The 14118-nt window shown below is 47.7% G+C and carries 10 protein-coding genes; 6 read left to right on the top strand and 4 right to left on the bottom strand.

From position 1 onward, the window contains the following. The first annotated feature begins 171 nt into the window (after positions 1-171). The 3 genes from AC3RCL_RS08660 to AC3RCL_RS08650 all read left to right on the top strand — a co-directional run bounded on the left by AC3RCL_RS08660 (position 172) and on the right by AC3RCL_RS08650 (position 1864). Positions 172-1008 (top strand): sugar phosphate isomerase/epimerase family protein, encoded by an 837-nt coding sequence (locus AC3RCL_RS08660; protein WP_375121061.1) that lies wholly within the window; start codon positions 172-174, stop codon positions 1006-1008. Positions 1009-1111: 103 nt separating this feature from the next. Further along, a complete protein-coding gene (locus tag AC3RCL_RS08655; RefSeq protein ID WP_213577375.1) occupies positions 1112-1390 on the top strand; it encodes a hypothetical protein in 279 nt (92 codons plus the stop codon). 204 nt (positions 1391-1594) lie between these two features. After that, positions 1595-1864 carry a hypothetical protein gene (locus AC3RCL_RS08650; RefSeq protein ID WP_492535203.1) on the top strand — a complete coding sequence of 90 codons (270 nt, stop codon included), beginning with the start codon at positions 1595-1597 and terminating at the stop codon, positions 1862-1864. Positions 1865-2043: 179 nt separating this feature from the next. On the opposite strand, the gene sigK is transcribed toward AC3RCL_RS08650, so the two are convergent. From sigK to AC3RCL_RS08635, 3 genes are all read right to left on the bottom strand, one after another. Beyond that, a complete protein-coding gene (gene sigK / locus AC3RCL_RS08645; protein ID WP_492535202.1) occupies positions 2044-2580 on the bottom strand; it encodes an RNA polymerase sporulation sigma factor SigK in 537 nt (178 codons plus the stop codon). After that, positions 2534-4141 (bottom strand): recombinase family protein, encoded by a 1608-nt coding sequence (locus tag AC3RCL_RS08640; RefSeq protein ID WP_492535201.1) that lies wholly within the window; start codon positions 4139-4141, stop codon positions 2534-2536. Before AC3RCL_RS08640 ends, sigK begins: the two co-directional genes overlap by 47 nt. A gap of 272 nt (positions 4142-4413) precedes the next feature. After that, positions 4414-5214, bottom strand: coding sequence for a hypothetical protein (locus tag AC3RCL_RS08635; RefSeq protein ID WP_492535200.1), 801 nt, complete (start codon positions 5212-5214; stop codon positions 4414-4416). A gap of 457 nt (positions 5215-5671) precedes the next feature. On the opposite strand from AC3RCL_RS08635, the gene AC3RCL_RS08630 reads away from it, so the two are divergent. From AC3RCL_RS08630 to AC3RCL_RS08620, 3 genes are read left to right on the top strand one after another with little or no spacing between them, the layout of a single operon-like run. Next, entirely contained in the window at positions 5672-6988 is a 1317-nt protein-coding gene (locus AC3RCL_RS08630; protein WP_492535199.1) for a tyrosine-type recombinase/integrase, read from the top strand. A 14-nt stretch (positions 6989-7002) separates the two neighbouring features. Further along, positions 7003-8130 carry a tyrosine-type recombinase/integrase gene (locus tag AC3RCL_RS08625; protein WP_492535198.1) on the top strand — a complete coding sequence of 376 codons (1128 nt, stop codon included), beginning with the start codon at positions 7003-7005 and terminating at the stop codon, positions 8128-8130. Beyond that, the gene (locus AC3RCL_RS08620; RefSeq protein ID WP_379270127.1) at positions 8127-9068 is read left to right on the top strand and encodes a tyrosine-type recombinase/integrase; all 942 of its coding nucleotides are present in this window, start codon (positions 8127-8129) and stop codon (positions 9066-9068) included. Before AC3RCL_RS08625 ends, AC3RCL_RS08620 begins: the two co-directional genes overlap by 4 nt. Before the next feature lie 605 nt (positions 9069-9673). On the opposite strand, the gene AC3RCL_RS08615 is transcribed toward AC3RCL_RS08620, so the two are convergent. Next, positions 9674-14116: a coiled-coil domain-containing protein gene (locus AC3RCL_RS08615; RefSeq protein WP_492535197.1), complete on the bottom strand. Its 4443-nt coding sequence runs from the start codon at positions 14114-14116 to the stop codon at positions 9674-9676. Positions 14117-14118 lie beyond the last annotated feature (2 nt).

Genomic DNA, 14118 nt, shown 5'->3' with positions numbered 1-14118 from the left:
GATGGTGGCCGCGGCCACCATCGTTATCTTTCTTCAAAAAATTAAAAAGCGATCATAGATTTATAGAGTTGAACATATCATAATAGAAACTATGAAATGCCAAACGGGTTGATATAAACAAGCACCCGCCTCTAGCAATACGACATCATATAGCGAATGGAGACGATGAATATGCTGCAAGGTTTAACAAGCGCAGGGCTCGGAAAACTTGAAAGCGATTTACAGTTTATCGAGCTTGCGGCCAAATATGAATTCCAAAGCGTCGATATCGATGCCAAAGGTCTTGTGGACCGGCTTGGCGCGGAAGCGGCTGCCGAAATGCTGCAATCCCGCCAACTGGAAATCGGGGCGATCGGTCTCCCGGTGGAATGGAGAGGGTCGAACGAGCAGTTCCTAAGCGGACTCGAGAAGCTGCCGGCCGCCGCGGCCGCCGCCAAGGCGCTTGGCAGCACCCGCTGCTGTACATACATTCTTCCTTCCACGGACGCGCCTGCAGCCCATTTCATGGCGCTGGCCACTTCCAGGCTGCGGGCCTGCGCCAGCATTCTGGGAGCATACGGAATCCGATTGGGCCTGGAGTTCGTCGGTCCGCACCATCTGCGCACCCAATGGAAGAACCCGTTCATATGGACGGTACAAGAGACGTTGGACTGGATCGATGCCATCGGGGAGCCGAATGTCGGGCTGCTGTATGATGCCTATCACTGGTACACCAACGAGATGACAACCGACGATATCCGGCAGCTGCGCGCAGACCAGATTGTTCATGTCCACATCAACGATGCCAAGGACATTCCAATTCGGGACGTACTCGATAATGACCGCCTTTACCCGGGTGAGGGCGTGATTGATTTGCCAGGCTTCCTTCAGGCGCTGAACGATATCGGCTATAAGGGCCCGGTAACGCAAGAAATATTGACGCCTTCCACACCGGCGGGTACTCCAGAGGAACTGGCTGCCAAATCGCGCCAAGCCTTCAACAACGTATTCGGCGCTGCAGGTCTGTAATATTTTGTTTGCACAGTCGGTGCCGCGCACATATTGGAATGATTCCTCTAATACAGGGCACACTGAAAGGGTACGTTAAGTACCTTTTCGGGAGGTCTTTAGCATGAACGGATTTGAGAAGGAAAAACGAGCGGAGTCCACGGATTTGTCTACCGTTGAGTCCCAACGGAACGATCTGGTGGCAGAGGAATTTCCCGAGGGACCCTACGGTTCCGATCTTCGCAGCGATTCCCTCGGCAAGAGCACGCCTTGGCGCAAGGATCAGCGGCCTCCGAATCGGTTCGATTATGAGGATCGCCGGCTGCATATGGGCATCGAGCGGGAGTATCCCGGCGAAGACGAGAGCATGCAAGCAGATCCGGGACAAGAGGAACCTGAGTAGGAGTTTATAACCAACCGTCGTTATTTGGACAAGACGGTTGGTTTTTGTCGTAACAGGGCTTGTATTCACCCGACACCGAATGCATAATGGCCTATAAAAATACATAAAATGGCATGTAAAAAACGCGCATCTAACACACGATCCCCAGGAAGAAACACCGTTGGCTGCAGTGTTAAAAGACATGAGGGAGCGGGGGAGTATACCATGCCCATTAAGAAAGAGAAGGAATTCGTGATTTATGTCGTTTCGTTATCCAACGTCAAGCGCTACATGTCCATCGAATTTATCGGCGGTTCTTGCGGTTACATCATCGCTCAAAGAGCGCTTCAATCCGATCTGCTCGGCATGATCGGCAGCATCATCGCCCCGATGGCGATCCGCCGCGTGCTGCAATGGCAGCAGCTCAAATCCGGGCGTCATGCGCGCCTGGATCTGCGCTCACTCTTCGAGCCGAGCGCGCCGAACCCTACATAACACCGTGCATCATGATGGTTTTGACTGAGCACGCCTAGTTTCCGAAACCTCTTGCCGAGCATCGTTTTTTCTAACCCGAAACAACTAAGATAAAGCCACTTCCATCATATGGAAGTGGCTTTATCTTTCTTTATATAGACAATCCTCTTCGATCCTTTTGATGTGAGAACAGCCGCTTCTTATCGTTTCTGCTTATAAAACTCATGATACAGCTTCATCAGCGCCCGCTTCTCAATGCGCGACACGTAGCTGCGCGAAATTCCCAGTTCCTTGGCGATTTCCCGCTGCGTCCGTTCTTCTCCCCCGGCTTCCAATCCAAACCGTCCTATGACAACTTCCTTCTCCCGGTCGTCCAATATGTCCAGATTTCGATAAATTTTGCTCTTTTCGATTTTCAGCTGCACTGCATCCACAATGTCATCCGCTTCCGTCCCGAGGATATCGATAAGAGTAATCTCATTCCCCTCTTTGTCCGTTCCGATCGGATCATGCAGAGATACGTCCTTGCGCGTTTTCTTAAGCGAACGCAAGTGCATCAATATTTCGTTTTCTATACAACGGGCAGCAAACGTCGCCAGCTTCGTCCCCTTGTTGGGCCGAAAGCTTTCAATGGCTTTGATCAGACCGATGGTGCCGATGGATATGAGATCTTCCAGATCCTCGCCGGTGTTATCGAACTTCTTGAGGTTGTGAACACGAACCGATGTCATCCTCATGCTGAATAAATTGTTGGCGTTTTAACTCATCTAGTGCTCCGACTGCAGTAATCTGTACTTCGTTCCCGTCGTAGCGAATAATAACTTCATCAACCAGGGTCTCCAGGATATGTCGCTTCTCCTCAAGGGTAAGCTCGTCGCCGGCGCTCTCGATAAAGTTTCGGACAGCCTTGGAGACCTCGGCAATCCGATTGGCCGATATTTCCTTCTCCGCTTGTTCTGACAACTGCTTTTCGTACCCGGCAAGCTCTTGCTCCAACGACTTTAGTCCGGCATTAATCTTTTGCATTTCGGTAAGCATCTCCTGCTCATCAATGACCTCCCGCTTGAACATGATTTTGATTTTTTCCTTTTCCTTCTCCTTCTGCTCCAGCTGACGTTTGATGTGGTCCGCGGCGGATTGAAGTTCCAGGTTAATCTCATTCGATTTGCTTTGCAGCCGCTCCATATAATCATCGGGATTAGACAATGTCTCCAAAATGAGCTGCCAGACGTAATGATCCAACATATCGGCGCGCAACGTTTGAGTTGGGCACTTCTCAACTCCTTCACCATACTTCTTTGGGAAGAGGTTTGGACATCTGTAGCAGGTGTAACGGATCTTTTCTCCCGTTTCTTTATTTACCCGGCCTGTATAAGTAGTTGCTTGCCACATTCTGCCGCAATGTCCACACCGGATCATGGATTTTAACAAATACTCATACTTTACATTTCCTGACCGTTTCATGTTTTTCTCTTTCTGCACCTGGGCTAATTCAAACAGTTGCGGGTCAATGATACTTGGCACGGTAACCTCGATCCAGTCCTTTTCCTCGCGAAAGGCATATGTTTTTTTCGGTGTGCCGTTCTTGGTTTTCTCCCCGCGAATCTTCCGGGTTTCTCTACGATTGTAATAGAACTTGCCGATGTACACCTCAGAAGTAAGAACCCTTCTAATGGAACTGGCGCTCCAGTTCCTGCTTTCCCCTCGTTTGGGTACCGCCCCCAACGCATAGAGTCGATCCCCGATTTCACGAAGCGTATAGTTCTCATGAACATACCAGTGGTATATCTTCTGGACAAATTCGGCTTCCTGCGCATTGATAATCAAGGTATTTTCATGAAGATCATATCCATAGGGAGCCACACGCATGGGCATGATCTTCTTATCTTTTTCCACCGCTTTGAGTCTTCCGCGTACCGTCCGCTTCTTGATTAAAGACAACTCGTATTGTGCTATGGAACTCATCAGGTTGAAAAAAAGCTGCCCTTCCGGCGTATTCCGGTATTCCGTGTCCACGAACACCAGCTCGATATTGCTCCGCTCCAGCTCACGGCAAAGGATTAATTTATCCGTCAAGTCCCTGGTCAACCGGTCGGGGTGGGTAACAATCAAGCGACGGACCAGCCCTTGCGCAACATCTTGTCTGAATTCATTCATGGCGGGCCGATCGATATCTTCACCTGTGAATCCTTCTTCGCGATAAACTTTGATCATGGATTCGGGAATTCCCAAGTCTTTCGCTTTCCGCATGCAAATCTCAATTTGTGCATCAAGGCTTGTGCCCTCTGATGCTTGCATGCCTGTAGAAACCCTTGGATATATGGCCGTATACATGGAGGTTCGCTCTTCTCCTTTCTTATCACTATCACTTTCCAGTATGGACAAAGAGAGAAACAAAAAAACCGGCTTATTCAGTCGGTTTCAAGATCAAACGCTTTAGGATGTAATCGATAACGGCATTTTTGGCCTCTGCAGCGGATAAGGTGTTTGAGACTTGAACTGAATCACTACATAAAGTATGAGGCACATATACGATTTTGATTGTCGGCATTCGCTCCATACTTTTCACCTCAATACACCTTATTCCGTCTGCGGTTTGTCCTATCACAAGCGCATGGTGTTTTGGATATACTTGAACTCTGCTTTGCTTCCATGATCCGGACAATAGCAGAATCATCTTCAGCACCTATGAATGTCCAGTACCGGTACCCAGGCACAACGGATTGGGTAATGAAGCCAGACCATTTGAAGGACGTCGACTTTAGCCCGGACATGAGTTGGTCCAAACTCAATAAGTCAGCTTGATAAAGATCAACGACGATCACATCCGCTCGTGATTCCAAACGGATATAACATTCTTGATCCGTGCTTCCCTGGATGGCATATCCATTCACATTTCTATTTCGGCATTCAGCCATTCTCAATAACGGGATTATGTCTTTCATATGAGTTAAAGCTATCCCACTAAAATCATAATTTTTGAAGTTCCATCGCTCTACAACAGACCCATCCTTATAAACCCAATCAAAAGGTACGCGGTGGATGATGCCAAATTGGGCTAGCAGCTCATTGGTAAATCTTCTTCTATATTTCACTGGATGATATAGGTCAGAAATCGTTGAAGAAGAATCCGAAAAATCCCCCAGCAAGAGTGTTCTTAGCTCCACTGTCCTTAAAGCAAAAGCCTGAATCAATGCTCTTCGACGATTAGGCAAGGAGAGCTTCCGCAGCAGAATTCCGAAAGTTAGTGTGTCAGTAGCTGCTAGTTGCTTAACCTCATACCAGTCTTGATCATGCCTGCTGATATAAGTGATTTCATCTATTTCATCCTTGATGAATTGGAAAGCCAGTTGAAGAAGATCTACCTTCAACCTAAGCTTTACCCTCCATCAGCTTAATCCCGTATCAAGGCATCCATCATCATCTCTCCATATATGGAGCAGATTCTTGTTTCTTTCGACCGAAATCCTCGCACAACCCGAAAATCCAACGTGTTTTTGCTCCAAATGTGGAGCAACCGGGACAGAAGTTAAAGCAAATGATACCTTTACATCAATGATGAGGGTCACCTGACCCCACCTCCTTTCTAAGCAAAAACTGCGGTCTGAACGGTCGAACTAACAGAATCTGAGGGAGAGATGTAGATGGATAACGATCAGGATATTAGAGATATGGATATATTCCGATCAGATCATTGGGAAGCAAAATGCGAAAACTATCTCGTCGAATGCTTCTTATGCGAAATCTACTTCGCTAGAATGTTTAGAAACCTCCCCAACTGGCAATCATGATATTAGAAGTCTAAGTTGGGAGAAGGTGCTGTCGTTCTTGAATAACTTGTATGCATTCCGATGGCCTGAAGAGGATACGTCAATAAGTTCTCTAGGCTCGCATGGCTTGAATGAATGGCTTTTTAAAACCCAAATCCAAGGTCGAATTTTTACACCTGTAGTACTCGATTTCCTGGAAAAGAAAAAGTCACTCAAATCAACCAGCTATTTTTCTTTGATTCAATACGCACTAGAGCTCATTAATTTTTTCAAAACCCGCACTGGGCTTGATGCTCGATCCATTCAAGACAAGGTATTGACCAATAAAGATGACCTTATTAATTTCACGGAACAATCATACCCGGACTTTATTCAACGAGACATGATTCTTGCGATATCTAGAAAATTATTCTCGTATGAATTCGATCTAAAGAAACCTTGTGAGAGTCAGTCTCCAGAAGAAGCAACTCAAGTTATCCATCACCCTGCGATAAATGCGCACATCATCTATTTAATCCGATCAGGGGTGAAAGTTAAATCTGTTGCCAAGTACAAGTTCAGTTACACCATGTTTATGAATTGGCTCCATACCAATTACATCCAATTCCAGAGTAACTCGATCAACGACCTTCCTTTATCGATGGTTACGGAAGAGCTACTCATCGAATTCAGGCAGTACTTATTACGGCTGGCATCGAAAGGTGTCTATAGCAAACACACGGTTAGTGACTGTTTCTACGATATCCGATACTTATTGTCTAACCTTTTCAAGTTAGGCTGGCTCTCTAAAGACATTACTTTGGATGTCTCCGGAATCCCGTATGAGAAGTACCTTTATCGCGATTTACCGACCGATGCTGAACTTCAAAACTTTTACCAAACGATCCTACGTCATTCAGACCAGCCAATACTGGAGCTCGCAGCATTTGGGTTGATGCTCTTACTTGGGTTGCGGATACATGAGGTAGCAAGTATTTGTTATGAGGACCTCAATATAGAGAATAAAACCATCTCTGTCTTCGGCAAAAACGAGAAATCGGTCTTGCTCCCGTTACCTGAACCATTACAAAAGTATTTTCAATCTCTGATGGCAAGCCGTTCTCGTAATGACTATGTGTTCGGCGACAATATCCAAGCAATTATTCGCGAATTACGGGCACGCTACAGGCTCTATTCCTTTGTCGCTGGTTGGAATTATCCGGGAGGTCCCCATTTACTCCGGCATGCTTTCATAAGCAGGCTGTCGGAACGTTCGGATTGCCCGCCACAGTTACTGATGTATCTAGCAAGACATGACCGGCCAGAAAATACTGCACGATATGTTCATCGAAGTCCACATCAATTAACAGATGCCGTGAATAAAATCAACTACTGATAGGAGTTGTTCACATGCCAAAAGTAATCCGAGATACTAAGTACTCTGAACTCAAGGAACAATTAAACCAGATGTTAAGTCATTATGGTCCAGAGAAAATGCGACAAGTTATGGAAACCTTGCCTGTCCAGACACAGACAAAACCTAATATGCCCCCGGCAGTGCGGAACGTTTCATTTCTCGAAGCCGTTGATGCTTTCTATCAAAGCAGCAAGTTTTCTGGACTTAGCCGGACCACGCAAACAACGTATCGGTCAGAGATGAAACTTTTCCAGCAACATGTGAAGGAAAAGTTTGGCGACGATCCGCAGTTTGAAAAGGTATCAAACGGCGAATTCTTGTCCGACTATATTAAGCTTAATGAGGATCCTAATACAAAAGCCAAGAAGTCTTCCTTTCTTCGAACCTTCATAAAGACCACATACAAAATATTCTTTGGTCATCAGGATCTCGGGGACTTGAAGACTATACTACGCGTTCGATGGTCAAACGATGACGCACCAAAAGCCTTTACTAAAGTGCAGATCGCGGAAATCTTGCAGATCGCTCAATCTCGTAACCACGATAGCCTTTACACTGCAATTATCTGGACTTTCCTTGGGAGTGGAATTCGCATAAACGAGCTCTGCCATCTAAGAATCGGTGATATCACTCCTGATACTCAAACAATCAAGGTAACACCCAAAGGGGCTGAGAATACCAAGAAAGTCCGAAAAATCAACGAGCTCGCCTTAATGATGCTCACAGATTTTATAGAGAAAAAATACAGTCGCGCTCGCGAGGTGATGCCAGATTCCGATTATCAAAGGCTCTATATCTTTTCAAGCACTGCCGGGGATAAACCCATCACATCTAGAGCCATTCAGCAATTTATAAAACGTATTATTCGCGAGTCTCAGTCGATAAAGGAGGAAGACAAAGATCGTTTAGGTCCTCACTCTTTTCGTCATTCTTTTGCCGTTCAAGGCCTTGAAGCAGGGATCGATATATACACCCTCTCGAAGCTTTTAGGACACGAATCGATCGACAGCACAATGAAATACTTGCGGCTATTCGATGATCAGCTTCGAGACGCCATTAACAAGCACCCATTTGCTCAAGAAGTCATGAAGCAAATTAAGGAAAGGCTGGAGAAAAAATGAGCCACTTATTATTGGACTCTCCCTACTATGCCAATTGGAAGAAACATACCCATCTTAAAGAATCGGCAAAATACACTTATAGCCGTCAATTCCTCAAATTTGAGCACTACCTTAGTCAGGATTACGATGGAGAACTGGATTTCGATAAATTTTACTACGACACGGAATCCGAGACCTATCGTCCTATTGATGCTAATTGCATCGATGGTTATATTGAGTTCTTGAAGCAAAGATATCAGGCCTCAAAGAATACCATTTTCAATAACATAGTTTATCTGAAGCACTTTTTCACATTACTCCATGGCCTTGGTATGGTTAAGCAAAACCCCATGAAAAATTTCCCAAACCCTTATTACGAAAGACGAATTATTGATCGTTCTCTTTCGCTCGAAGAGTGTCAGAAATTATTTCAAGTGGCTATTAAAGCCGACCCATTTGTCCGGAAGTACTTCACCCTATTTTTGCTAATGACTACGACCGCTCTTCGAAACAGGGAGATCATACAGTTAACGCTTGAACAGATTGATTTTGAGCGCAGGGTTATTATAGTGAATAAAGGACAGAAAACCATATCCGAAGTCGTTTACATGCCCGATTCCCTCGTTGAAGAGTTGGAACGTTATTTGAATCATCCTTCTATACAAGAATGGCTGAAATCCGGCCATCCAGAGGTTTTCTTCGAGAATAATCGTCCCTTAACCAAGGAAGCGTTAAACCGGATCATTAAGGCGTTTTGTCGGGAAGCCGGAATACTAAAGAAAGTCACAGCCCATAGTTTCCGGCATACAACGGCATACTTGATGCAAAAAAGTGGAATTGACATCATCGCCATTAAGCGCCAACTACGCCATAAGCAGCTGTCGACAACTTTGCGATATGTTCCTCCAGTTGACGCTGCCAAGCTGTTGAACGACGCGTGCTCAACTCTAATTGAATAACAACAAAAAGAACCCGAAGAAAGCAAAGAAAACATGCTTTCATTCGGGTTCATTTATTTGAACAATTATAGTACACAAAGACAGACTAGTCCTGTGGTGTAATTAATCTCCATAAAGGGAATTGGATACCGTTAAGCTCACGGCTCGTGGATAGGTATCAATCAGCTGTCCCGCGAGGACATGATTTGGGCCAGAGGATGGCAGCTCATTAGGCTTCCGTTGGGAACAGAAGCGATAGAAGGACTGATTACATTATAATTCGATTACAGACTGATTTCAATATTCTTAGGTTTCTGTAGTCAACAATTTGTCAGTGAATGTATGTTCCGCTCTTTTTCTGTGCTATCTAACTCAGCATCCCGACTATCAAACGGACCGCGGCGGTCGACTACGATGGCGAGCTCAGTTTTCCTCAGCGAAGCCGGCTCGATCCCACACGCAACCAACCTCCTCCTCCTGAGTTTGTCAATCGTGCCATCGAAGCCGACCCCAATCGATTTTCACTTTCCCTGCCCGAGGTGACCATCGTATCCAATATCAGCCTGATAAAATATGAACGAATAGATTCTGCTGGGTGGCAGCATATCTTGCTTGGTTACATTACCTTAAAACAACTCCAGCTGTTTCCCCTCTCCTCCGATCCTGTCCATCGATTCCGGCGCATGGTCACGGAAGTACGCTTGTTGAACCTGCTGCTGGGGATCGACGATTTGCTTGCCTCCTCCGCCAGCCGCTGCACGCAAGCGACAACTATAAACAACTGGAAAATAGTCCTGAAGGAACTTGCCCTCCACATGCGCAGTTAAAGCGATCATCTGGAAGCCCAGTTGCTCTGCGATATAGAATACAGGGCTGAGTACATGGTCACTCGATGCCTTGCCAAACGGGTTGTCTAGAATAACCGCACGATGACGCTTCATGTGACTATGAATGTGCTGGCGCTTCTCTGCCACATAATTCAGAATTCCAAGGAACAAGGTCATGTTCTTGCTCCACTTCTCTCCGCCTGACCAGCGATTGGATTCCTCCCAGGAATAAGTAGCCCCTGTTACTTGTTGATCGTTATTCACTTTACGGCAGCTGATGCGAATCGCCGCGCCCTGCTGGAATACCTTCAGCAGCAGCTGTTTGGTATCCAGCCACTTCTCAAGATCCTTACGGATGGCCCCCGGCTGCTCGGTTCCATCCACATCCCGGTACTTGGCGTGCTCCAGCTGCGAGATGATCCATTCGATATGATTGCGAATTCGCTCCTTGCCCTCCTGCTCGTCCCAATCCGGAACATGAAATACATAAATTTCCTTATTGCCGCTTTCGGTGCGAACCCGGGTCCTCTTGGGTAACTCACGAAGCTCTTGCGCAATCTGCCTTAGATGGGCTTGTATGTGCGTGATAAACTGCTGAAGCTTCTGATCCTCTGTCTGCATCCGCAGCTCGGCGATCTGATTGGCCTTCAGAATGCTTGCCCCCATCATCGCTTCGAACTCCTGCAACTCGGCATAATCATCCTTTGCTTCCACGCCTCGCTCGGCCATCTCCCGCAGCTTTACATCCTGAACCTGCCGCTGACAAAATTCCCGGAATCGCTGGCGGCTGGCGGTAACTTTGTCCCGCTCCTTCCCGATGCTTTCCCGCTGCTGTTCCAAGCGCCTGATCACATCCTGACTGCCGGCCTCCAGACGATAGACGATCTCCCGCATAGACTCCGCATCCGAATCTGACAACTCCAGATAAGGATCATCCAACTTATGCACCCGGACATAGCTGTTCCACAGCTGTAAGACCCGGCGCGTCTCGTTCAATCTTCGTTCCACTACATGAAGAAGCTGTTCCATTTCTCTACGGGCTTCATCCTGTTGCCTTCGTTCCTTTGCTTGCCTCTCGCGCACGCCGCTGAGCGGCTCCAAAAACAGAACTGGCTGCTCATTATCAAATTCCTTCGCATACTGCTCCTGTTGTATGCGAATCTTAACCTCCTGCTCACTCAAATCGCGTTTCTTCCGATCCCATAACTCGCGGACCTGCTGAACCTTCTTCTCCAGTGTACGAAGCTCTGTCAAAGCAGTCTTTAGCTTTGACTCGACATGCAGCGGAAGCTCCAGTTCCGTATCCAGGCCATCATGTGCAGCAGCCAGACGTTCCATCTGCCGAGAAGCCTCCGCCTGTCTGTCCCGTTGATATCCGAGTGCCTGCTCCAGCTCTGACCGCTCCTTCATGATGCGGTGCCGCTGCAGATTAAGGCCCTTGCGTTCTTCTCGCAGCAGTACAGACGATTCCTCCGTGAGAAACGGCAAACAATCCTGAACCTCTTGATACAGCTCATCCGCACGAAGCAGTTGCAGTTTTCCGTGAAAATCAGAACGTAAATCCTCTTGCAGCTTCTGCTGCTGTTCAAGTATCTCCAAACGCTGATTGCATCTGTTCAGAGATCGTTCGGCTTTGTTAAGAGCCTCCCGAACGAACTGCAGATCCTCCATGATCCTCGCCAGCTTCCCGGAAAGCTGCATGTAGAACTGCCCTTGCTCCAACTGATACTCCACATGCTGCTGGCGTTGAGCAAGCAATTGTTGGTCCTCCCCCAGCTTATCCTTCTTGTAATCCAGTTGCTGAAGATCCTGCTCGATATCCGTAAGCTTCTGCTCCAGACTCCTAAGTAACTCCAGGCGATCGGCATAGGTCTGTTCTTGCTCATGAACGATTGTCAAAGGATAGTCACGGAAGAATCCTTCCGCAAGCTTCTGTACATCCCGCCAAGCCTCAAGTTCTCTTTCCTTCTCCCGTCTGTTCTCCTCGGCAGCCTTCGCCTCCCGGACGATTTCCTGCTTCCATTCCTTGAACCGGTCTACATGGTGGAGGATTTTCCAATGAGCCGGCTCCACCCAAGCTCCCTCTCCCTCCACAAACGATCCGCCCATCGGACTGCCATTGACCAATGCCTTCGCTTCCTGCGTCGACAGGATGCGGATCGGAAACTGCAATTGATCCGATGTCTCGGCAAGCTTGCGCACAAGAAGCGGCTTCTCCTGCGAAGTCGTCACAAGCGTCACAGCCCATAACAGCTTGTCATCGGATGAATCCGGGACAGCTGAAGCATATCGTATCCCCGTCTCTAGAAGCGAGAATTGATTGCTCCATAGCTCGGCTAATCTAGCGACTTGGGGATCTGCGAAAAACTGCTCCTGCCCTTCGTAATCATCCACGTAGCGGAATGCAAGCCGTTCCTTGTGCAGCAGTTGCTGCTTCTGCTTCATTCTCAGCCCTAACCCGTCCGCCAACTTCTCACGAATCGAATCCATCTTGTCATGTACAGAAGCCATCCGCTCCCAGGAGGGATGCAAATTCGCCAAAGCCATCTTTACCTTTCGATGCTCCTGTTCGTAACGATCCCGCCAGGCTTGCAGCTCAGTCAGCTCCTGTTTGATTCTGAGTTGATCTGCGGACACCGCTTTTCCTTCTTGTTGCAGCTCACCTTTGTTACGATCCAGTTCCTTCAACGCCTTCGTTTGCTCCAACCGCTGCTGCTCAAGTTGCTGCTGTTCAGAGAGCCACACCGGTATCTGCTCCTCTACGGTTTGCGAGGACAGCTGGGACAAGATTCTTCGCGCAATCCCGCTATGCTGCTCTTCTGTCATCTGAATCTGCGTGTCCAAGTCTCGAATCCGAAGCAGCTGCACTTCTCGCTCCTTAACCGCGGCATCCCGCTCGCGAATACGATCCTGTTTCTGCTCCGCCAACGTATCGAGTCCTCTCTGCACCTCCTGCATAAGCTCTAACAACCGCTGTTCTTCCCGGTCAAAATAAGCTTTGAGTTTACGCCCGCTTAGCTCCCACGCCTGTTGCAGCTCCTCCTCATCCTGCGACTGGGTCCATTTAGCCAGCTCCTGCTGCAGGTAGGATATCCGCTTCTCAGCTTCTCGAAGCTTCTCCCGTTGCTCCGCATATTCCAGAGAGTGATAATAACGTGCCGCGGCAAATACTTGTTCCTCAAACTGCTCTTTTTCAACTCCAACTTCATGCAGCTCCGTCTCTAATGCCCCTTCTTTCAATCTCTCACTGGCGATTACAAGAGATGTCTCTCTTTTACGCCAATCCCTGAATTCTCGCTCCCATTCCTCCAAACGTACTTGAAGCCGGACCTGCTCCGCCTGCTGCTCCAGCTCGACATTCATCGCCACATCGAGATATAGCTTCGCTTCCTTCCGCAGTGCTTCATACTTAAGCCGCTCCCGATGCAGGATCTCGTAGCCGGCCACATACTTGTGCAACTCCGCAAGGATACGCCGATTCTCCTCGATTTTTTCCTTCAGCTCCTTATACTGCTTGAAGCCCTCCCGCTGTACCTGGAACAGATCTGCGAAGGTGCCCTGCTTAAAACCTTCCATCGATTCTTCTATCGTCGGTATAAGCAGCCTGTCTACCAATTGGGATAAAGTTTTACATTCATCGAAAAACGCCTCAACCCCACCCTCGTTGGAATTGACCTTTACAATCGCCTCCCATTCCGACTGGATGATATGGAAATGTTCTTCGATATATTTCTGAAATCCCGTAATGGTATCAAAGGTTTTGGCCAACAGCGGATACTTCGACTGCATCGATTGATAATACTCCTGAATCTCGCCCTTCTCCGTTACCCTCTGCTTCCCGCCACCCATCTCTTTTGTAAAAGGGAGATTTCCCAGCCGATGCTCGTCATTTTCGGAATACTCGTAAACATAACGCAGCGAGTCCAGCCCGGTCGCACTCATAAACAAACTCACGCAGGTAACGGCATATCTGCGCCGGGGTTTATCAGCCAATATCCACTCGATTGCCACATGGGCCGGGCCATTCTCAAGCGAGAGCGTATCCTTCATCTTCCGTCCAGCTACATCATTGTGAGGCAGCACGGCCTGAATCGCGGTTTGAATGAATACCGTCTTCCCGCCCCCATTCTCCAGAACAATCGCTCCGTTATGCCCGTCAAAATAAAAAGTAGAATCATTGTAGCGCTTGGCTCCACCCTCATAGACCACATTTGTAAATCGGATTTTTGAAATGACTGGCATTG

Source organism: Paenibacillus sp. MT86, assembly GCF_058792535.1.
The sequence above is the reverse complement of the archived record's forward strand: the minus strand, read 5'-3'. Positions and strand labels throughout refer to the sequence as shown.

Excerpts from the sequence above, each read along its gene's own strand:
- AC3RCL_RS08660 (WP_375121061.1), top strand. The coding sequence starts at position 172 with ATGCTGCAAGGTTTAACAAGCGCAGGGCTCGGAAAACTTGAAAGCGAT.
- AC3RCL_RS08655 (WP_213577375.1), top strand. The coding sequence starts at position 1,112 with ATGAACGGATTTGAGAAGGAAAAACGAGCGGAGTCCACGGATTTGTCT.
- AC3RCL_RS08650 (WP_492535203.1), top strand. The coding sequence starts at position 1,595 with ATGCCCATTAAGAAAGAGAAGGAATTCGTGATTTATGTCGTTTCGTTA.
- sigK (WP_492535202.1), bottom strand. The coding sequence starts at position 2,580 with ATGAGGATGACATCGGTTCGTGTTCACAACCTCAAGAAGTTCGATAAC.
- AC3RCL_RS08640 (WP_492535201.1), bottom strand. The coding sequence starts at position 4,141 with ATGCAAGCATCAGAGGGCACAAGCCTTGATGCACAAATTGAGATTTGC.
- AC3RCL_RS08625 (WP_492535198.1), top strand. The coding sequence starts at position 7,003 with ATGCCAAAAGTAATCCGAGATACTAAGTACTCTGAACTCAAGGAACAA.
- AC3RCL_RS08620 (WP_379270127.1), top strand. The coding sequence starts at position 8,127 with ATGAGCCACTTATTATTGGACTCTCCCTACTATGCCAATTGGAAGAAA.
- AC3RCL_RS08615 (WP_492535197.1), bottom strand. The coding sequence starts at position 14,116 with ATGCCAGTCATTTCAAAAATCCGATTTACAAATGTGGTCTATGAGGGT.